The sequence below is a fragment of the Streptomyces sp. NPDC104307 genome (assembly GCF_055584045.1).
Window position 1 is genome coordinate 239,934 of the sequence record NZ_JBVJMU010000009.1, and the last position, 21,171, is coordinate 261,104.

Here is a 21,171-nt window from a genome sequence, read left to right on the forward strand (position 1 = left end):
CCTGGTGGACCGGGCGACCCGGCTGGGTCAACCTGCGGGGAAAGGCCGGGCACCCCGCGAAACACAGTCGTAAGCTCGCAGACATGCAGGTCATCCAGTCCACGAAGCTCGCCAACGTCTGTTACGAAATCCGGGGCCCCGTGCTGGAGGAGGCGATGCGGCTGGAAGCGGCAGGCCATCGCATCCTCAAGCTGAACACCGGCAACCCCGCCGCGTTCGGCTTCGAGTGCCCGCCGGAGATCCTTGAGGACATCCTGCGCAACCTCTCCGGGGCGCACGGCTACGGCGACGCGAAGGGGCTGCTGTCCGCGCGGCGGGCGGTGATGCAGCACTACCAGACCAAGGGGATCGACCTCGACGTCGAGGACGTCTACCTGGGCAACGGCGTGTCCGAGCTGATCCAGATGTCGATGCAGGCGCTGCTCGACGACGGCGATGAAGTGCTGGTCCCGGCTCCGGACTACCCGCTGTGGACGGCGTCGGTCTCGCTGGCCGGCGGCACGGCCGTGCACTACCGGTGCGACGAGCAGTCCGACTGGATGCCGGACCTGGCCGACATCGAGCGGAAGATCACCGACCGCACCAAGGCCATGGTGATCATCAACCCGAACAACCCGACGGGTGCGGTGTACGACGACGAGATGCTGCGCGGGCTGACGGAGATCGCCCGCCGCCACAACCTGGTCGTCTGCTCCGACGAGATCTACGACCGGATCCTGTACGACGGAGCGACCCACACCCCGACCGCGACCATCGCGCCCGACCTGATGGTCCTCACCTTCAACGGGCTGTCGAAGAACTACCGGGTGGCCGGCTACCGCTCCGGCTGGATGGCGGTCTGCGGCCCGAAGGCGCACGCCTCCTCGTACATCGAGGGGCTGACGATCCTGGCGAACATGCGGCTCTGCGCCAACATGCCCTCGCAGCACGCGGTGGCCACCGCGCTCGGCGGGCGGCAGTCGATCAACGACCTGGTGCTGCCGGGCGGCCGCATCCTGGAGCAGCGGGACGTGGCGTACGACCTGCTGACGCAGATCCCGGGCGTGACGTGCGTGAAGCCGAAGGGTGCGCTGTACCTCTTCCCGAGGCTCGATCCCAAGGTCTACAAGATCAAGGACGACCGGCAGATGGTCCTCGACCTGCTGCGGGCCGAGAAGATCATGGTGGTGCAGGGGACGGGGTTCAACTGGCCGGAGACCGACCACTTCCGGGTCGTGACCCTGCCCTCGACCGAGGACCTGACAGACGCGATCGGCCGGATCGCCCGCTTCCTGGACGGCTACTGCCAGGTGTAGGCGACGGGTGCGGCGAGGTGTGGACGCGGTCCGGGCGATGGTGCGTACCAATCAATCGTGAAGCTGGATAACTTTAGACTGAATCTAAGCTAGGATGGATCCACAGCAACACCAGGAGGCCATCCATGTACGAACCGATCCGCACCAAATCGGTCCACACACCGGCCGACCACGCCGACTTCCCGCACCGCACCCGCGAGGAGGAGCTGGACATCCAGCTCGCCGGACATCTGGCCGCGCTCCTCGCGGTCACCGACGAGCTGGGGCTCGGCGAGGCGGGCGACCGCATCGCCGAACAGGTCGCCCGGTTGCGCGGCACACCGCCCGCCCGGCACGCCGGTCTGAGCGCAGCGCCCGCCCCCGCCCTGCACCGCCGCGCCCACGCCCTCGCGGGCCGCACCCTGGTGGTGGCGGCGTCGCGCGCCGACACAGCCGTCGCGATCCTCTCGGCCGAGCGCATGGACGCCCACACCGCGGCGCTCTCCGCCGACCCGTCGCGCTTGGTCGGCGCCCTCTGAACGGCCCCGGTCCACGTGCCGTAGAGGCGCGTGGACCGGGTGCCACCTGACCGCGGCCCTCGCCGCGGTCACTCTCGGTTCAGCGGGTCAGTGCTTGCCCCGGGTCCGGAACCGGACCGTGGCGAGACCGGCCAGCAGCAGCAGGACGGCAGCGATGCCGATGCCCACCGTGGTGCTTCCGGTGTTGGCGAGACCGCCGTGGTCACCGGGTCCGCCGGGGTTTGTGTGAGGCGGGTGATGTCCCGAGGGACGGTCGTGCGTGGGGTGCGGGCCCGGACTCCAGCTCGGACCGTGCGAATCCGTGGGCTTCGGGCTCGGGTGCCAGGTGTGCGACGGGGTGGGGGTCGGACGGGGTGAGTGCGTCCAGGTGGGAGTCGGCGTGGGGCTCGGGGAGTCGGTCGGGCTGGGACTCGGGCTCGGGATCGTCACCGGGACCTCCGTCGTGCACGGGAGCTCGGTCGCCCCTTCCGTCGCGCACCGCGCGCCGGGCGTGTCGGAGGTGACCGCGTTGTCCAGGACCGCGTCACCGGTGTCCGGATCGTTGACGGTGACCGTGTAGGTGATCGTCGCGGTGGCACCGGGGGCCAGTTCGCCGGACCAGTCGAGGGTGTTCCCGGTGACGGTCGCGGTGCCGGTGGTCGCGGTCGGACCCGCTGTGACCGCCGCGTCGTCGAGCACCCCGGACAGGTCGTCGGTGAGGTGGGCGGGGCTCAGGGTGGTCTCGCCCGTGTTGGCGGCCTGAATGGTGTAGGTGACGGTGTCGCCCTGTTCGGCGGTCTGCGGATCGGCGCTCTTGGAGATCTCCAGCGCCTGGTCCTTCTCCTTGACGGGCACGGAGGCGGAGGACTCGTTGGAGGTCACGTCGTCACCGTCGTGGTCGCCCTGAGCCGTCGCGGTGTTGGTGAAGGTGTCGTGGTCGACGACGTCCTCCTCGGTGAGGACATGGGTTCCCTCGCAGACCATGGACGAGGTGCTGGAGCCCATCGGCCCGAGAGTGTCGCGCGGGCAGGTCACGTCGGTCACGGACGGATCGGCGACCTGGACGTCGGTGAGCTCCGAGGTGCCGGTGTTGGTGACCAGGAACTGGTAATGCACCGTGTCACCGACCTCGAACGGCTCGGTCGCGGCGTTGTCCGGGGGCGCGACCGTCTTGACCAGGTTCAACTGGTCAAGGGTGGTGACGGAGCTCGCCTGGAGCCCGCGGATCAGGTGGGTGTCGATGCTGCCGCCGGTGGATCCGGAGAAGCCGAACTTGTACGTGGGCGGCGCGTCGGCCGTCATCTGCGTCGACAGCACGGGCTGGAAGCCCGCGCCGTCGTTGAAGTCGATCTCGACGTTCACGGTCGGCCGGGTCTCCGGGCTCACCGTGATGTGCACGGTGCGCTTGGCGGGCAGCGGGTCGGTGCCCTGCTGGCGGAGGCTGCCCGGGAGCGTGGAGCGGAAGCCCGAGGCCTGGGTGTCGTCCGGCTCGATGGTGGAGTCGAGATAGCAGTAACCGTCGTCGCCCTGTCCCGGACCGCGCAGTGTGACGGTGTCCGTCACCGGGAGCCCGCTGGTGACCGGGGACTTCTGGGAGTCGGGGCAGCCGTTGCCGCGCAGCTCCGCGTCGTTGGCGAAGTTGCCGTAGGCGTCGAGGCCGACGCCGAGATAGCCGCCGTTGACACCCGGATCCAGGTTGCGCTGGGCGTATCCGAGCGAGCCGCCGTCCGCACCCGCCTCCGTGAGGTCCACGGAGCCGTCCACCAGGAAGAAGCCGATGCCGTCGGCACCGGAGTCGTTGGTGCCGTACTGGTACTGCTCGAACGTGACGTCGAGCCCGCCGTTGCCCGGGAGCGGACGGTTGTAGAGCATCCCGCCGACCCGGTAATTGGCGTGGTCGGTGAGCTGGAGCCAGCCCGGGGTCTCCCCCGGGGTCGGCACGGGCGGAGTGGTCTGGGTGGCGGGGTCGTCGCACGGGCCGACCTGGGACTGGTCGGCGGGCGGTTCCGCCGAGGCTCCGGTCAGACAGGCGTTGTCCAGGGGGACGAACCCGGGGTCGGGTACCGAGGTACCGGTGAAGGTCTCGTCGAGCAGGACCGATGCACCCGCCCGCGTCGAGGGACCGGGTGCGGGGTCGGCGAGCCCCGGAGTGGCGGTCAGCAGCAGCCCCAGCGCGGTTCCCGCGCACGCCGTCACCGCCACGGCCGGAACATGGAGCAACCGTGTGTGTCTACGCATGGCAGGAACCATATGAAGACCACATAAATACCCCGGGCCCCTGCAGGCCGACACGCCGCACCTGGGGCCGAACGGCGGCGGTCCGCCCCGTCCCGCAGCGTGCGGGACGGGGCGGACCAGGGCCTCAGCCCAGGCGCCGCACCAGGGCGCGGTACTCGTCCCACAGCTCCTTCGGCGCGTGGTCCCCGAAGGTGTTGAGGTGCTCGGGGATCAGCGCCGCCTCCTCGCGCCAGACCTCCTTGTCGACCTTGAGCAGGAAGTCCAGGTCGGACTCTGAGAGGTCCAGGCCCTCGGTGTCGATGGAGCCCTTGGCCGGCAGGATGCCGATCGGGGACTCGACGCCCTCGGCCTTGCCCTCCAGGCGCTCGACGATCCACTTCAGGACGCGGCTGTTCTCGCCGAAGCCGGGCCAGACGAACTTGCCGGCCTCGTTCTTGCGGAACCAGTTCACGTAGTAGATCTTCGGCAGCTTGGACTGGTCCGGCTTGTCCGCGCCGACCTTGATCCAGTGCTTCATGTAGTCGCCCATGTTGTAGCCGCAGAACGGCAGCATGGCGAACGGGTCGCGGCGCAGCTCACCGACCTTGCCCTCGGCGGCGGCGGTCTTCTCCGAGGCGACGTTGGCACCGAGGAAGACCCCGTGCTGCCAGTCGAAGGACTCGGTGACCAGCGGAACGGCCGAGGCGCGGCGGCCGCCGAAGAGGATGGCCGAGATCGGCACGCCCTTGGGGTCCTCCCACTCGGGCGCGATGATCGGGCACTGGCCGGCCGGGACGGTGAAGCGGGCGTTGGGGTGGGCTGCGGGCGTACCGGACTCGGGGGTCCAGTCGTTGCCCTTCCAGTCCGTGAGGTGCGCGGGCGGCTCCTCCGTCATGCCCTCCCACCAGACGTCGCCGTCGTCGGTGAGCGCGACGTTGGTGAAGACGGAGTTGCCCCACATGGTCTTCATGGCGTTGGCGTTGGTGTGCTCGCCGGTGCCGGGCGCGACGCCGAAGAAGCCGGCCTCGGGGTTGATCGCGTAGAGCCGGCCGTCCTCACCGAACCGCATCCAGGCGATGTCGTCACCGATGGTCTCGACGGTCCAGCCGGAGATGGTGGGCTCCAGCATGGCGAGGTTCGTCTTGCCGCAGGCGCTCGGGAACGCCGCCGCGACGTACTTCGACTCCCCGCGCGGCGGCGTGAGCTTGAGGATCAGCATGTGCTCCGCGAGCCAGCCCTCGTCGCGCGCCATGACGGAGGCGATGCGCAGCGCGTAGCACTTCTTGCCGAGCAGGGCGTTGCCGCCGTAGCCGGAGCCGTAGGACCAGATCTCGCGGTCCTCGGGGAAGTGCGAGATGTACTTGGTGGAGTTGCACGGCCACGGGACGTCCTCCTGGCCCTCGGCCAGGGGAGCGCCCAGGGTGTGGACGGCCTTGACGAAGAAGCCGTCGGTGCCGAGCTCGTCGAGGACCGGCTGTCCCATGCGGGTCATGGTGCGCATGGAGACGGCGACGTAGGCGGAGTCGGTGATCTCGACACCGATCGCGGAGAGCGGCGAGCCGACGGGGCCCATGCAGAACGGCACGACGTACATGGTCCGGCCGCGCATGGAGCCTCGGAAGACGCCCTCACCGCCCACGAAGATCTCCCGCATCTCGGCGGGGTCCTTCCAGTGGTTCGTCGGACCGGCGTCCTCCTCCTTCTCGGAGCAGATGAACGTACGGGTCTCCACCCGTGCGACGTCGCTCGGGTCGGAGGCAGCGTAGTAGGAGTTCGGGCGCTTGACCGGGTCGAGTTCGGTGAACGTGCCCTTGGCCACGAGCTCCCCGCACAGGCGCTCGTACTCGGCCTCGGAGCCGTCGCACCAGACCACCCGGTCCGGCTCGGTGAGGGCTGCGATCTCGTCGACCCAGGAGACGAGCTCCTGGTGGTTGGTGGGGACAGTGAGGGGAGCCGCGATGTCGCGCGCCACGATCGCTCCTTGATGAGGGTGTCTGTCTGTTAGGCCCCGTGGGGGCTGCGACCCGGATGCTTCTACCCCTTCGAATTACCCCTGGCGCTCATCCGGTGCCGACCGCACTCATTTGATCATCCGACCGTTCCGCCCATATGTCCAGGGGGCCGCCCACGTGAGCATCACCACTCATATCCGCAACCTACGGTGGCGTAGGTACGATGCGGGGATGACTGCTGCCGCCGCCGCACCCGAGCCCACCGGGCTGGAACCAGCCGGAACCGACCATGCCGAGCTGAAGCCACTGATGCGCGGCTGGCTGCACGCCGGCATGTTCCCCGCGGTCCTGATCGCGGGCATCGTGCTCATCGCGCTCACGGACACCACCCGCGGCCGGATCGCCTGCGGGATCTACATACTGACCGCGTGCCTGCTGTTCGGCGTCAGCGCCGTCTACCACCGCGGCACCTGGGGGCCGCGCGGCGAGGCGGTGCTGCGCAGGCTGGACCACGCCAACATCTTCCTGATCATCGCGGGCACCTACACCCCGCTGACCCTGCTGCTCCTCCCCCGCTCGACCGGAACCCCGCTGCTGTGGGCGGTCTGGGGCGCGGCGGTCGCGGGCATCGCCTTCCGGGTGTTCTGGGTCGGCGCCCCGCGCTGGCTCTACACGCCGTGCTACATCGCGATGGGCTGGGCCGCGGTCTTCTTCCTGCCCGACTTCATGCGGACCGGCGGGATCGCGGTGCTCGTACTGGTGGTCGTCGGCGGAGTGCTGTACAGCGCCGGCGGTGTCATCTACGGCATCAAGCGGCCGAACCCGTCACCGCGCTGGTTCGGCTTCCACGAGGTCTTCCACTCACTGACCCTGGCGGCGTTCGTCGTGCACTACGTCGGCATCTCCTTGGTGGCGTACAGCCAGAGCTGAATCCCGGAAAGGGCCGCGGCGTTCGAGCCGCGGCCCTTTCGCATGCCCGGACACCGGGAGCCCGGGACCCATGTTGACACCAACCACCTTTTGAAAGTTACTGTCACTTGACTGTAACTCTCAAAGGAGTACGCCATGAACCGACGCTGGTGGGCCCTGGGCGCGCTGGTGGCGAGCATGCTCGTCCTGGGCTTCGACATGACCATCCTCAATGTGGCGCTGCCGACCATGGCCGGTGATCTCGGGGCCACCACCGGCCAGCAGCAGTGGATGGCCGACGCGTACGTCGTGGTGTTCGCCGCGCTGATGCTTCCGGCGGGTCTGCTCGGGGACCGCTTCGGCCGACGCCGGATGCTCATCACCGGTCTCGGCGTCTTCCTCGCCGGCTCGGTCATCGGCACGCTCGCCACCGATGTGCCCACCGTGATCGCGGCCCGCTGCGTGATGGGGGTCGGAGGCGCCCTCGTGATGCCGCTCGCCATGGCCGTACTGCCCTCGTTGTTCGGGGAGCCGAAGGACCGGATGAAGGCCATCGGTATCGTCTCGGCCGCCTCCGCGCTCGGCATGCCGCTCGGCCCGATCCTGGGCGGCTGGCTGCTCGACCACTTCTGGTGGGGCTCGGTATTCGTGGTCAACGTCCCGATGGTGGGCATCGGCGTCGCCGCCTGCGTGTTCCTGCTCCCCGAGACGCGCGACCCCGCGGCCCCCAGGGTCGACCTCGTCTCCACCGTGCTGACCGCCACCGGCCTCGGCACCCTGATCTACGCGGTCATCGAGGCGCCGGGCCGAGGCTGGGGCGACCCGCTGGTCCTGGCGATGCTGGCCGCCTCCGTGCTCCTGATCGCCGCACTCGTCCTGCGTGAGCGCAAGGCCACCCGCCCGATGCTCGACATGGCCCTGCTGCGGCAGCGGACGTTCCTGCTCAGCACACTCGCCGCGACACTCGTCATGTTCGTACTGGCCGGGCTGATGTTCATCCTGCCCGGCTACCTCCAGGCCGTACTGGGCAACGACGCCTTCGGCACGGGCGTACGGATGCTGCCGATGATGGGCGGGCTGATCGTCGCGACGCGGGCGGGCGGCCCGCTCAGCGCACGCTTCGGGGCCCGCGCCACGATGTCGGCCGGACTCGTCGTGCTCGCCTTCGCCGCGCTCCTCGGCAGCCGTACGACGGTGGACAGCGGCTACGGCTTCACCGCGCTCTGGCTCTCCATCGCGGGCATCGGCTTCGGCTTCGCCGTCGTGCCCGCCATGGACGCCGCACTGGGCGCCCTGCCCCCGGACCGGGCGGGCAGCGGCTCCGGACTGCTGATGACCGTGCGCCAGACGGGCAGCGCGCTCGGGATCGCCCTGCTGGGCAGCCTGCTCGCCGGCGCCTACAGCGGCCGGCTCGACACCGCGGGGCTGCCGGCCGCCGCGGCGGACTCGGCCGGGGACTCGGTCGTCGCCGCCCACGCCGTCGCGGCGAAGCTCGGGGTACAGCGGCTCGCGGACTCCGCCGACGCCGCCTATCTGCACGGCATGAGCCTGGTCATGCTCGTCATCGGCGCCACCGCACTGGTCAGCGCCCTGCTGGTCGGAGCCTTCCTGACCGCCCCGATGAAGCCGGGGCGCGAGGAGCCGGCCGACGTGGCCGCCACCCCCGTCGATGCCTGACAATGGCGAGCATGGCCGCCACCTCTCACACCCCTGCCACCGCACCCGGCGCGCAGCCGCAGCCCCCGCTGGGGCTGCGCGAGCGCAAGAAGCTCAGGACCCGGGTCGCCATCCGGAAGGCGACCTACCGGCTGATCGCCGAGCAGGGCTACGACGCGACGACCATCGAGCAGATCGCGGAGGCGGCGGAGGTGTCGCCGAGCACGGTCTTCCGGTACTTCGCGACCAAGGAGGACATCGTCCTCACCGACGAGTACGACCCGGTCATGGAGGCCTCGCTGCGGAGCCGTCCGGCCGATGAACCGCCCCTGGTATCGGTGCGGTTGATGATGATCGAGTCGCTGGCGTCTCTCATCGCCACGGAGAACGAGGAGCTGCACCAGCGCACCCGGCTGATGGTGGAGGTCCCCGCCATCCGGGCGCGGATGACGGAGACCATGTCGGACACGGCGAAGGTTCTGGCTCAGGTGTTCGCCGACCGCACCGGCCGGAGAGCGGACGACCTGAAGATCCGGATCTTCGTCGCGGCGGTGCTGGGCGCACTGCGTGAGGTGACGCTGTACTGGGGCGAGCAGGGCCAGACCGGCGACCTGGTGGCCATGATCAACGAGGCCATGGACACCCTGGAGGGCGGCCTGCTGCTGTGACCGCCGGTCAGGACGCGGCACCGCCGAGGGCGCGGGCCGTGCTGTGACCGCCGGTCAGGACGCGGCACCGCCGAGGGCGCGGGCCAGCGCCTCCGGGTCCGTGGTCGGCGCCTCGCACACGAAGTGCCTGCACACGTACGCGGTCGGCGCGCCGTCCACCATCGGCCGGTCCGCCAGCAGCGGGAACTCGGAGCCGGACGTCTCCCCCGCCGCGACCACCGCGCCGGGCGCCCGTCCCAGCAACGCCGTACGGTGCAGCTCACCGCCGACCGGCCCGGCGACGGCCACCTCACGCGGGCCGTCGAGCAGCGCCTCCGCCACCGCGAGCCCCCAGCCGATGAACCTCGGCGCCTTCGGCCCCAGCGCCTTCACCACGCCCAACGCCTCCTCCGCGGCGGTGCGGTGGGGTTCGGAGCCGGTGTACGCGGCGTACGAGAGCAGCGCGCCGGCCGCCGCCGTCCAGCCGGCCGGGGTGGCACTGTCGGTGGGGTCCTGCGGGCGGCGGATCAGCTGCTCGGCGTCGTCCGCGGTGTCGTAGAACTGACCGCCCTCGCCGGTGAAGTGCTCCAGCACGATGTCCAGCAGGAAGCCCGCGAACTCCAGCCAGACGCCCTCACCGGTGACCGCCGCCAGCGCGAGGAAGCCCTCCGCGACATCGCCGTAGTCCTCCAGCACGCCCGCGTGCTCCCCGGCACGCCCGTCCTTGGACGTCCGGACCAGCCGAGCGACCGGCCCCATGTGCAGCCGCACCAGCAGGTCCGCCGCCTCGGTGGCGCGCTCGACGAGATCGGGGCGGTCGAAGTACGCGCCCGCCTCCGCGAGCGCCGCGACGGCCAGCCCGTTCCACGCGGCGACCACCTTGTCGTCCCGCCCCGGCCGAGCGCGCAGCTCACGTGCGGCGAGCAGCCTGGCCCGTACGCCGGCGGCCCGCGCCTCGTCGACCGGGCCGTTGAGCGGCAGCTGGAGCACGGAGGCCCCCTCCTCGAAGGTGCCCTCCTCACTCACCCCGAAGTACTCCGCGGCGAAGACGGCATCGTCCTGCCCGAGCACCTCCCTCAACTGCACCGGCGTCCAGACGTAGTACGCGCCCTCGACGTGCTTCCCGTCCGCGTCCTCACTGTCGGCGTCGAGCGCGGAGGCGAAGCCCCCCTCGGCGGTACGCAGCTCGCGCACCATGAAGTCGGCGGTCTCCAGCGCCACCCGGCGGGCCGACTCGGAGCCGGTCGAGCGCCACAGATGGGCGTACACCCGGCAGAGCAGCGCGTTGTCATAGAGCATCTTCTCGAAGTGCGGGACGACCCACTCCCGGTCCACCGAGTACCGGGCGAAGCCGCCGCCGAGCTGGTCGTACATCCCGCCCCTGGCCATCGCCTCGCAGGTGTCGGCCGCCATCTGGAGCGCACCGTCCGCACCGGTACGGGCGTGGTGGCGCAGCAGGAACTCGATCACCATCGACGGCGGGAACTTGGGCGCTCCGCCGAAGCCGCGGTTCTTCTCGTCGTACTCCCGGGTCAGCCCGAGCAGCGCCTGCGCCAGCTCCGCCTCGGCCGGAAGGCCCTCCCCGCCGTGCGCGAGCGTGCGCTGCGACAGATCGCGGACGATGCGCCCGGCCACCTCACCGACCTCGTCACGCCGGTCCGTCCAGGCCGCGACGACACCTTCGAGCACCTGCCGGAAGGAGGGCAGTCCGTGGCGGGACTCGGGCGGGAAGTACGTCCCGAAGTAGAAGGGCTCCGCGTCGGCCGTGAGAAACACGGTCATCGGCCAGCCGCCCTGCCCGGTCGCCGCCTGCACGGCCTCCATATAGACGGCGTCCACATCCGGACGCTCCTCTCGGTCGACCTTGACCGGCACGAAATGCTCGTTCAGGTACGCCGCGACCTCTTCGTCCTCGAACGACTCATGAGCCATCACATGGCACCAGTGGCACGCCGAGTACCCGACCGACAGCAGGACGGGCAGATCTCGCCGCCGGGCCTCTTCGAACGCCTCGGGCGACCAGGGCCACCAGTCGACCGGGTTGTCGGCGTGCTGGAGGAGGTACGGGGAGGTGGCATCGGCCAGGCGGTTCATGCGATTCACCCTCTCACAGCGTCTGCCGCGACCGGTGAAACACTGACGAGCCTGCCTCGCTCGGCCGAACCGCACTTGGGCGCCATGACGTGGTGGGCGGGTCCTCCCCTTCCGAACCGGGCAGCCCGGCACCTCGGAACAGTAGGCTGAGCGCAGCAGCGCCGGACCTGCCGAGGCCTCTCGAAGGAGGTACACCATGACCGCCGAGATGGTGGCGCCCGCGTGGATGCATACGCAGATCAGCGCGGAGCAGTACGACTCCTGGTCCGAGGAGCAGTGCGCCGGCATCGAGATCGTGGACGGGATGGTCGTCGTGAGCCCGAGCGCCTCCAAGCGGCACAACCGGCTGGCCCGGGTCCTGGCCAATGCCCTGGACGCCGCCGCGGGCCCGGACTGGAACGCCGACACGGACTTCGACGTACGCCTGCAGGACGTTCCCCTCACCAATCGCCGTCCGGATGTCACCGTCTACCGTGCGGAGACCATCGACCTCACGCCCACTCGTCCAGAGCACGTGCTCCTGGTCGTCGAGGTCGTGTCGCCGGGCTCGGAGACCACCGACCGGATCGTGAAGGTGGACCAGTACGCCAAGGCCGGCATCCCCTTCTACTGGCGGATCGAGCAAGCCGCCACCGGGGTCCCGATCATCTACACGTACGTCCTTGACCCCGCCACCAAGGCTTACCGAGACGGCGAAATGTTCACCGGCACGATCAAGGCCACTGCACCTTTTCCCATCACGGTCGTTCTTGGGGTCCTGTAAGTAACTTGACCGTCAGGGTCCGCATCGTGATTCTTCGCGGACCGATCAGGGCGACCGCCTACACGACGACCCGGGCCCTCGGCATCCAGTTGCAGTTCACCGACACCAACGGACCACGGCTGTCCCGCTCTGTCATCGAGGCCACCTACCGCGCCGGCTGCGACTGGAACCACGGCACTGCGGCCAGGTACGAGCTGACGTGTTCGGCGACCAGCCGACCGTCCATGCGGTGCGGGGGTGGATCGGGAACTACTTGCGACGAGCCATGACAGACCACTTCCACCCGCGAACCCCGGCCATGGCCTTGCGAATGTCGACGACCATCCGCGGTGCCCCCTCGACTCCGGTGTGAGCGGGCGGAAGTCCGGGCTCCCCGCCGAAGACGCCGACCGCGCGACCTAACCGCGGGAGCGATCCTCAATCAGTTGCCGGACTTTGGTGGCGGCTGCGGGGCGTCCATCCGCCTCGTGGTCCCGCAACGCCCTCTCAAGGAAATGGATCTCCTCGTCCGGCCGACCGAGCTCTCGTGCGCAGGCGGCACGTTGCTCGGCGGCATCCGAACGGATCTTGCCGGGTGCCTCGGTATTCAGCACGACAAGCGCCCAGTCGAGCGCTTCGGCCGCAACGGCAGGCTGCTTGAGCACACGGTGGACCAGCGCCATGCGCATCCGTACCCGCGCCTGGTTGTAGGAGTCCTTCGCGTCGCCGAACGCGTCGAACGCGCGACGGTAGGTGTCGAGGGCCTCGTCCTCCTCACCGTCGATGAAGTGCCTGAGACCGGTGAACTGGATGAGGAGCGCGCGGGCCCGGAGGGTGTGAGTAGCATCCGGGTCGTCTGCGGGAATGCCTTCCAACAGGAACGTCGCCGCGTCGATCAGGCCCTGGACCGGACTGGTGGTGCAGCGGTTCAGATTCAGCTGGGCCATGCCCTCCAGGACACTTGCCCTGCTGAGGAGGTTGCCGTCGCGTTCAGCCACGGCGAGCGCGGCCTCCAGCTGCCCCTGGGCCTGACGCATCTGGTGGAGAGCCATGTGCGCGAAGGCGGCCTGGAAGCGCATCCGCGACTCCGCGCGCTCATTACCGCAGCGTTGGGCTGCTTCGATGGCCAGGCCTATGACCGGCAGCAGTGCCTCGGCGAAGCCGACTTTGAGCTGCAGCGCCCATTGGGCATCGACCAGCTGCCAGGTCTTGACCCACTCGCCCATCGCGTGCGCGGTACGGACGGCTTCCAAGATGTTGGGCAACTCGTCGCGCAGCCTCGCAAGGGCCTGCTGGACACTGAGCCGACCGTGATCGATGCGCGTCCGCAGCTTGACCTCGTCGTACATCGGGTTCAGGTGCCACCGCTCCGGGAGCGCGATGTAGTCGAGGTGGACGGCCAGGCGCAGGTAGGCGTCCAGCATCGCACGTACGACGCTGTCCCGCCTGGACGCGTCATCGTCCATGACGCCGGACAGGTGGTGTCGGACGGGGATGGTGTACCGGGCCGTTCCGCAGGACCTCACGAGTCCGTACTTCACCATGCGGCGCAGCATGCGCTCGGCCTCGATCTCACCGATTCCCGCGATCTCGGCCGCGAGCGCGCTGGTGAACGACGGCCAGGGACGCATGACGAGTGGCGTGAGGAGCTGTCGTTCTTCTACTTCGAGTTGCTGCGTGAGCCATCGCACAATCAGCGCAACGGGATCCCTGTCGGGTACACCGTCGGCGAGGGCACGGAACTCGCCTTCGACCTCCGCCCAACTGCGTTGGGAGCGAAGGCGCATGTGTTCGCCAAGAGCATGCAGGGCGAACGGGGAGCCGTCGCACATTTGAATCACACTACGGGCCTTACGACGGCTGGCCTTGACGCGCTTCTCGCTGGTGATCGAGGCGACCATTTCCTGCGGATAGCGGTCGCGCAGCGGGCCGATCTCCAACTCCATGAGCGGCAGTTCGGGCATCGGACCGTTGGCGGAGACCACCACGGTGAAGACGTTCTCGTCATCGGTCAGCAGCGGAGTGACCTGATCGGCATCGCTGATGTGGTCCAGAACCACTAGCAGACGCCTTCCAGATATGAGTTCCCGGAATCGTTCCGCGCGCTGGTCGGGGGTGGGCGGGACGGCGTCCCGGGGCATGCCGAGCTTCTCAAGAAATACCCTCAGCACCTCACCTACCGAGATCGTCGTGTGCGCCGAACCTCGCAGGTCAGCGTACAACTGACCATCATCGAAGAGCTGTGCGTTCTCCTTGCCGAACGCGATAGCACAGGAGCTCGCCCCGACACCCCGGGTTCCGTGCAGGACTGCGCCACGGCACCCGTGCCCGGGGCGCACGCGTGCCTTCAAGAGGCAGTCGAACACGTCGGCCCGGTCGATCCAGGGCTCGGTGCGCGACGGAAGCATGTCCGGCAGCTTGATGTTGAACTCAGCAGGACTGTAGCGGCGAGCGAAGGCAGCGGCACGCGCACGCGCAATCCGGTCCCGACGCGCTTCCTCACTGAGCTCATCGCTCAGCCGGAGACGCTCGGCAGGGCCTGTAAGTGCTGGCGCATACCCCTCTCGTACGGTACGCGCCAGCACGATGGCCTCGTCGAGGGCCCGCCGGCCGACCTCGGCCGCAAGCGCCGCTGTCGACGCGTCAAGTGCCGCGTTAATGGCTTCTGGTGACGTTAAATCAAGCAAGGCCTTCCACCTTTGTCGACAATGCATCTCCTGATCCGACCACTCCTGCGCCCGGCACCGATCAGCTTTCCATGCCCCACGCACTCTCGCCGAGGAAACGGCCATAGCCGGGCCCAAGCCCGCCCCGTGGCCGCACACCGACGACATCGTCGAGCCGTGAGCCTCGACGCCTTCGATGCCGCGGGCCCACCACCCGCGCCGAGGCTGCCGAATCGAGAGCGACAACAAGCCCTTGAGTCCCTTCTTGTGCAAGTGACAATAACTCAAGTACCTTGTCCCGCATGCGCCGTGATGTGTGGTCACCGCCTTCTGTCCTGCTGACGGTCGATCTCGTGATCCTGACGCTGCGGGAGAGCCATCTGCACGTCCTCCTGGTGGAGCGGGGCGAAGACCCTTTCCGGGGTATGCACGCCCTGCCTGGAGGATTCCTGAACCACGACGGCGAGGAGATTCTGGATGCCGCTCACCGCGAGCTGAGCGAGGAAACGGCACTGGCATCCAGCTGGGTACACCTTGAACAGTTGGGCGTGTACGGGAACTCGGGCCGCGACCCCCGGGGCCGGGTCGTCTCGGTGGCGCACCTGGCGATCGCGCCAGGGCTGCCCGACCCGGTCGCGGGAACGGATGCCTCCGATGCCGCATGGGTTCCCGCAGAAGCCGTGCTGTCCGGGGAGACGGAACTCGCCTTCGACCACCGTCGCATCGCAACGGATGGAATCGAACACGCCCGTACCAAGATTGAGTTCTCGTCGCTGGCCACGGCGTTCTGCGGGGAAGCATTCACCATCGCAGAGCTACAACAGGTGTACGAGGCCGTCTGGGGCACCGAACTCGACACTCGCAATTTTTACCGGAAGGTCCAAGCCGCGAAGGGATTCATCATCCCCGTCGGCACAGACCGCAGGAGCACGGGCGGACGACCCGCGCGGCTCTACCGGGCCGGTCCGAAAACCGTGCTGTTCCCACCGCTGATCCGGCCTGTGCCGTCCACTACGGAAAAGAACACGAGAGGGGAAGAGGAATAGATGTCGAAAGGCCCAGTGGTGATTCTCACCGCCCTCAATCTTGAGTACCAGGCCGTGCGCCAGAAGCTGGCGAGTCCGCAGATGCACCGCCATGAGCGCGGTACACGGTTCGAAGTGGGAACTGTTCAGGGCACGTCGCACCGTGTCGCACTCGGCCTGACGAGCAAGGGGAACCAATCCGCCGCAGTGATCGCCGAACGCGCGATCCAAGAGTTCTCGCCGATGGCCGTGCTGTTCGTCGGGGTCGCCGGCGCCTTATGGGACGCAACCAGACTGGGTGACGTGGTAGTGGCGTCACACGTATACGCCTACCACGGTGGGACCAGCGAGGACGACGGACTCAAAGCCCGCCCACGAGTGTGGGAAGCACCGCACGGCATCAGCCAGCTCGCCGCGCACCTGGCCCGCTTGAACGACTGGGCGGACTCCGCCTCCGGTCACGAGGACGCGCCACAGGTGCGCTTCGGGGCGATCGCAGCCGGCGAGGTCGTCCAGAACTCAAGGATCTCGGCAGAGGCTAAGTGGATCCGCCAGCACTACAACGACGCCCTCGCCATCGAGATGGAGGCGGCCGGTGTGGCACAGGCCGGCCATCTCAGCGGGGCGCCCGTGGCCATCATCCGCGGAATCAGCGACCGGGCAGACGGCACGAAGAACAGCACGGACGATCGCAGCTGGCAGCCGCAGGCCGCAGCGAACGCGGCGACGTTCGCCGTCCGGCTGGCGGTGGAACTGGCAGCGGAACAGGAGGAGACCGCCGCGCCCCGGGACGACAGGCTCGGTTCGACCGACCCGCTCGGCCGATCCATCAGCAACACCGCCCACAACAGCACCGTCGGCATCATGGCCGGTTCGGTCACGGGCAGCAGCGTTCACATGAAAACGGCTTCACAGGAGTCCGGCCCCATGAACCTGAACGCGGCGCTCAAGGGCTTCCGTGAGAATTTGGGGCGACACCACGCTGAAGGCGCCCTCGACAAGGACACGTACCGGGAGGCCCTGGCCGACCTGGACTCCGCCCTCCAGTCCGCCGAGGGAACACCCCTGATTCGTCGATGCGGGCGACCATGACGCTCAGGAGACTGCGGGGACTGGTCGCGGAATGCCCTGCGCTGCTGGCCGAGCTGGTCCCCTTGATTGCCGCGGCCGGTGACCGGGCATGAGCGAAAGCGAGGGAGCCACGTACAGCTCGGCCGCGTACGACTCCACCATCGGGATCCAGGCGGAGACCGTACACAACTCCAACGTCTACTTCGTCCACCCGGATGCGTCGCCGCAGGAGAAGTACAGGGTGGGCGTGCGGCTCCTGGAGGACGGAATTCCCAGCCGCGCCCGGGAAATGATCACTGACGCGATCGCTCACGGCTACCACAACGCGGAGGTTCGGTTCCACTGGGTGCTCGCCATGCTCAGCGCACGCACTTACCACGACCTGAGCGCCGAGGATGTCCAGCGGCTGCACTACGCCTCCGGGCTCGTGCGGGCGTATGCCGAGGACAAGTGGAAGGAAGCCCTGCGCGTCACTTTCGACCTGCTGGCGACGCTCGGCACCGCGAGCGGAGGCACCGGACCTGTACTGAAACAACTGCAGGACCTGCCATCCCGCCAACATGATGCGATCCTCCGCCACCTCGACCTCATGCTCACCGGAGGATTGAAGGACGACCTGTGGACGGAGACCCTCGAACGAGCCAGGGCGGAGCGCTTCGGTAACGCCCGGGTCCAACGGGTCTGGGCCTACTTCGAGCCCTCCCCCATCGGGGCGCGAGCCGTACTGCCCCGTCCGAGTACCGCTGCTGCCGTCTCTGCGCGGGCCGCCCTCCCGCTCCGGGTGGCCCTGTTCGTGATCAGCAGCGTGGTCCTCGGGGCTCTGGCATGGATCACGCATCCAGCCCAGGCGATCTCCGAGTCACTGGTGGCACTCGGTGCGGGCCGCATCGCAGCCCGATACGGCGTCCGGTGGTGGGGCCGGGATCCCCGGCCGGACCACACAGCCGGGGCCGGCGACCCACACCCACAGCCGCACAGTCCCGCACCCGCCAAGGCCGGGTTCACCAGCGGCGTCCACAGCAAGTTCGAACACTACTTCAGCGTCCGCACACCCTACGGGTTCACCTCGGAGGCCTGGCTCGCACACACGGCAGAGGTCCGCAGCGACCTCGCCGCCGAGATCTCAGATCTCTACCGGGAGAGCCGGGTCACTGTAAATCAAGTCACCTGGCTGATCCGGTACCTCGCAGAGGAGACCCGGAACCGCCACAACAACGGCACCCTGTTCGATCAGCTCCACCAGGGCCGGACGCCGGCCAGAACAATGGCCCTGACCGTGGTGGCCCTCGCCGTTCTGGGCGCCGCGGTTCTGTCGGGGTTCGGGACGGCGGTCTCGGGCGCCGCCCAGCCGCGGCCGCTGTGGGCGTTCCTGGCCTTGCTCAGTGCGGCTTGGTCGGGGCACGCGGCCGCCCAGCTGTGGCTGGAGGTTCGGCGTGATAGACACCGAGTGGCCCGGGAGGCTCACGAGTACCAGGAAGAGCTGACCGCACGACAGAACGCCCACCGGCGCTGGAAGGCGCTCCTGGACGAGACCCGCCCCAGCGAGCTGGAAATGGAGACCTGGCTCACCTGCGACAAGACTTCGTTCATCGATGAGGCGCTGCGACACCACCGGCTCACCTGGCGGGATCTGATCACGCACACCATCCTGGTGGTCCCGGCGCCCCACTACAAACGGGGCCGGGTCCGGGGCGGACCATGGCGGTACTCGCACTACGTCATCCGCCTGTTCCTCTTCACCCGGGACGGCATCCGCGAGATCAGCTCCGAGTTCAAGTTCTCCAACGCAACGCGCAAGAACGAGCAGCGGAGCAATTACCGATTCGACGCGCTGTCCTCGGTGCAGGTGACAGAGAACGCCGATGTCGGCTATGACCTGGAGCTCTTCCTCACCAACGGACCTGCCCGGAAGATCCGCGTGAAAGACGCCGATGCGCATCAACTGGCACCGGACGAGAGCGCTCGGGAGATTTCCGAAATCAGTCTCAGCGCGGCCGGCTTCACCCATACCTTTCGCCTCCTGGAGGGAGTTGCGGCAGACGGGAAGAACTGGATCGAACGGCACAACCCCGACAACCTGACGCCCTTCCAGGTCGCCGGCTGATCCTGAAATCGAGCAGAGGGATGGCTGTGACCTCCATGGACGATGTCACCGAGAGCAAAGTCCTGCTGGCCGAGTACGACCGCCTCAAGGAGGAGCAGAAGACCCGCATAGGATTCCGCGACAACCTGCTCTACTTCACGCTCGCCGCGGTCACCGCGGTCGTGGCGGTCACCGTCCACAGCGGACAGTCCCGGCTGTTGCTCTCAGCCCCCGCCATCTGCCTGATCCTGGGCTGGACCTATCTGGTCAATGACGAGAAGATCTCAGCGATCGGCTGCTACGTACGCGACCGGCTGGGGCCGCGCCTGGGGGAACTCACCTCTGCCCACGGCGCAGTGTTCGGCTGGGAGGTCTACCACCGCAATGTTGCAGGCCGCACCGTGCGCAAGCGGTTCCAGACCGCGGTGGACCTGTTCACGTACCTGGTCCTGCCCATGGTCTGCACGACCGCGTTCTGGTGCTCTCCCTTCATTCAGCCCCTGCTCGTGTTCGCTTCTCTCGGGCAGACGCTCGCCCTGGCCGTACTGGGCTGGCAGTTCCTGCGCCGTAAGGAGCGGTAGCACCCGCCCCCTCGCCACACACTCGCAGGCCACCTCCGGCCGCGGGGTGCAAGCAGGGCTCCGCAGTACAGCCACAGAGCGTCCGGGCGGGCGGAGCCAATGAGCTGGGACACTCCGCGTGCTGCGGGCACCTGGTCCGATCGGCGGAGACCTGGCCCCGGTCCGCTTTCGAGGCTGCGATCCGAATGCGGTTCTCGTTCCCGTACAACCCCCCGGCCGCGCCGAAGGTCTCCTGAGCGAACAAACGTTCCCGCGTTGTTGCGGTTTCCGTATCTGTCACTTCACTCAGAGGTTTCCATGGCCCATGCTTCTCCCCGCCGTCGCGCCCTTGTCCGGACCGCCGGTGCTGCCGGCGTCGTAGCCCTGATGGCGCTGGGCGCCGCACCCGCGGGTGCCGCGGACTCGGACGGCCCCGGTCTCGCGCTGGGCAAGATAGGCCCGATCGACGGGGTGAAGCCTGGCAGCGAGCTCAGCCTGCCGGGTTCCTTCACCAACACGGGCACCGCGGCGCTCGACAAGGTCTGGATGGCCTGGTCCGTGACCCTTGGCCTCGGCTTTTCGCAGACGCCCTCCAACTGCTCGACCCAGAACCTCGGGGGCGCCGACGAAACGCCTCAGTCCTTCGTCATGGTCTGCGAGTTCGACCAGCCGGTGAGCCCCGGCGTCGTCTACGCGCCCGAGGGGCTCAAGCTGAAGGTGCAGGACAGCGCCCTGAACGACGAGCTGGCCGTGCGGGTCAGCGACAGCCGCATCGAGACCGGTACGGGTGAGGAGGGCCCGCCGGACCAGGGCACCGGGCCCGCGGTGAAGCTGGTGGAACGACCCGACGAGACCCCGGCCGCCCCGGGCTCCACGGAGCCCGCCTGGGGCAAGACGGACGTGACCGCCAAGAGCACGGCCGACTTCCAGGTGACGGGGGCCCGGCTGAAGGGCAAGGTCGGCGACACGGTGCCGTTGACCGTGAAGTTCACCAACGCCGGGCCCGGTTGGGTGGCAGGGGAGCCGTACTCCTCCGTGACTCACGTCCGCATCAAGATGCCTGCGGGAACGACGGTCACCCAGGCCTCCTGCAAGAGCCTGGGGCAGGAGACGTACGACTGCGGCACCCCGAACTCGTGGGTCTACCCGGACAGCGAGACCAGCTACAAGTTCAAGCTGAAGATCGACAAGGCGGTGGCCGGGGCCAAGGGCTCTGTGGCGCTCGAAAAGAAGTCCCGGCCCTTCGACCCGGTCAAGTCGAACGACACGGCGGACATCCTGCTCGATGTCGACGGCGCCGACGGCGGCGCGACAGGCGGCGGCAACTCGACGGGCGGCTCCGGCGGTTCGGGGACGGCCGCCTCCGGCGGTTCCGGTTCGACATCCGGCTCGGGCGATTCGGGCGGCACGGGTGGTTCCAGTGGTTCCGGGACGAACACGTCCGGCGGTTCCGGGACGGGCGCGTCCGGCGGTTCCGGTTCGGCGTCCGGGTCCGGGGCCTCCGCCACGGGCGGCGACTCGGGCTCGTCCTCCACGGGTGGCGGCCTCGCGGCGACCGGCTCCGGTTCCGCCCTGCCCCTCGCGGCCGCGGCCGCCGGGGCCGTGGTCCTCGGGGCGGGCGGAGTCCTGGTGGCACGCCGTCGCGCCGCCCGGCAGCGGTAGCGGCGTCCGATCCGACGGGGCGGGCGCGAGCCCGCCCCGTTCGCGCAACCGGACCTCGTTCGGGCCACAAGGCCCGCCTGCCGGCGAGACAGAAA

At 68.8% G+C, this 21,171-nt stretch carries 14 protein-coding genes and 1 pseudogene; 11 read left to right on the plus strand and 4 right to left on the minus strand.

The features are described 5' to 3' along the window. Nucleotides 1–83 precede the first annotated feature (83 nt). Nucleotides 84–1,295: a pyridoxal phosphate-dependent aminotransferase gene (locus ACZ601_RS23635; RefSeq protein ID WP_469541092.1), complete on the plus strand. Its 1,212-nt coding sequence runs from the start codon at nucleotides 84–86 to the stop codon at nucleotides 1,293–1,295. 125 nt (nucleotides 1,296–1,420) lie between these two features. Further along, nucleotides 1,421–1,813: an SCO4983 family protein gene (locus ACZ601_RS23640; protein ID WP_469541094.1), complete on the plus strand. Its 393-nt coding sequence runs from the start codon at nucleotides 1,421–1,423 to the stop codon at nucleotides 1,811–1,813. 87 nt (nucleotides 1,814–1,900) lie between these two features. Here ACZ601_RS23640 and ACZ601_RS23645 read toward each other — a convergent pair whose 3' ends face one another. Both ACZ601_RS23645 and ACZ601_RS23650 read right to left on the minus strand, forming a co-directional pair. Further along, nucleotides 1,901–4,030, minus strand: coding sequence for a DUF7927 domain-containing protein (locus tag ACZ601_RS23645; protein ID WP_469541097.1), 2,130 nt, complete (start codon nucleotides 4,028–4,030; stop codon nucleotides 1,901–1,903). Nucleotides 4,031–4,154: 124 nt separating this feature from the next. Further along, entirely contained in the window at nucleotides 4,155–5,981 is a 1,827-nt protein-coding gene (locus ACZ601_RS23650) for a phosphoenolpyruvate carboxykinase (GTP) (protein WP_469541099.1), read from the minus strand. 211 nt (nucleotides 5,982–6,192) lie between these two features. Here ACZ601_RS23650 and trhA point away from each other — a divergent pair, with 211 nt between their 5' ends. The 3 genes from trhA to ACZ601_RS23665 all read left to right on the plus strand — a co-directional run bounded on the left by trhA (nucleotide 6,193) and on the right by ACZ601_RS23665 (nucleotide 9,194). Continuing rightward, the gene (gene trhA, locus ACZ601_RS23655) at nucleotides 6,193–6,891 is read left to right on the plus strand and encodes a PAQR family membrane homeostasis protein TrhA (RefSeq protein WP_469541101.1); all 699 of its coding nucleotides are present in this window, start codon (nucleotides 6,193–6,195) and stop codon (nucleotides 6,889–6,891) included. Between the two features lie 135 nt (nucleotides 6,892–7,026). Further along, nucleotides 7,027–8,547, plus strand: a complete 1,521-nt coding sequence (locus ACZ601_RS23660; RefSeq protein ID WP_469541104.1) for an MFS transporter — start codon at nucleotides 7,027–7,029, stop codon at nucleotides 8,545–8,547. 11 nt (nucleotides 8,548–8,558) lie between these two features. Continuing rightward, nucleotides 8,559–9,194, plus strand: coding sequence for a TetR/AcrR family transcriptional regulator (locus tag ACZ601_RS23665; RefSeq protein ID WP_469541106.1), 636 nt, complete (start codon nucleotides 8,559–8,561; stop codon nucleotides 9,192–9,194). Between the two features lie 54 nt (nucleotides 9,195–9,248). Here the strand turns inward: ACZ601_RS23665 and ACZ601_RS23670 are convergent, their stop codons facing one another. Further along, on the minus strand, nucleotides 9,249–11,267 hold the full coding sequence (locus ACZ601_RS23670; RefSeq protein WP_469541109.1) for a thioredoxin domain-containing protein: 2,019 nt from the start codon (nucleotides 11,265–11,267) through the stop codon (nucleotides 9,249–9,251). A gap of 196 nt (nucleotides 11,268–11,463) precedes the next feature. Between ACZ601_RS23670 and ACZ601_RS23675 the strand changes: the two genes are divergently transcribed. Beyond that, complete coding sequence (locus ACZ601_RS23675) at nucleotides 11,464–12,030, plus strand: Uma2 family endonuclease (RefSeq protein ID WP_469541112.1); 567 nt, start codon at nucleotides 11,464–11,466, stop codon at nucleotides 12,028–12,030. A 398-nt stretch (nucleotides 12,031–12,428) separates the two neighbouring features. On the opposite strand, the gene ACZ601_RS23680 is transcribed toward ACZ601_RS23675, so the two are convergent. Further along, nucleotides 12,429–14,696: a tetratricopeptide repeat protein gene (locus ACZ601_RS23680; protein ID WP_469541115.1), complete on the minus strand. Its 2,268-nt coding sequence runs from the start codon at nucleotides 14,694–14,696 to the stop codon at nucleotides 12,429–12,431. 281 nt (nucleotides 14,697–14,977) lie between these two features. Here ACZ601_RS23680 and ACZ601_RS23685 point away from each other — a divergent pair, with 281 nt between their 5' ends. From ACZ601_RS23685 to ACZ601_RS23705, 5 genes and pseudogenes are all read left to right on the plus strand, one after another. Next, nucleotides 14,978–15,721, plus strand: coding sequence for an NUDIX hydrolase (locus ACZ601_RS23685; protein ID WP_469541117.1), 744 nt, complete (start codon nucleotides 14,978–14,980; stop codon nucleotides 15,719–15,721). Beyond that, nucleotides 15,722–16,884: pseudogene (locus ACZ601_RS23690) on the plus strand (5'-methylthioadenosine/S-adenosylhomocysteine nucleosidase family protein). It abuts the gene before it with no gap. Then, nucleotides 16,881–18,875, plus strand: coding sequence for a hypothetical protein (locus tag ACZ601_RS23695; RefSeq protein ID WP_469541120.1), 1,995 nt, complete (start codon nucleotides 16,881–16,883; stop codon nucleotides 18,873–18,875). The pseudogene ACZ601_RS23690 and the gene ACZ601_RS23695 overlap by 4 nt, the downstream one beginning before the upstream one ends. A gap of 20 nt (nucleotides 18,876–18,895) precedes the next feature. Beyond that, complete coding sequence (locus ACZ601_RS23700; RefSeq protein ID WP_469541122.1) at nucleotides 18,896–19,435, plus strand: hypothetical protein; 540 nt, start codon at nucleotides 18,896–18,898, stop codon at nucleotides 19,433–19,435. A 297-nt stretch (nucleotides 19,436–19,732) separates the two neighbouring features. Next, entirely contained in the window at nucleotides 19,733–21,076 is a 1,344-nt protein-coding gene (locus ACZ601_RS23705; RefSeq protein WP_469541124.1) for a hypothetical protein, read from the plus strand. Nucleotides 21,077–21,171: the final 95 nt, after the last annotated feature.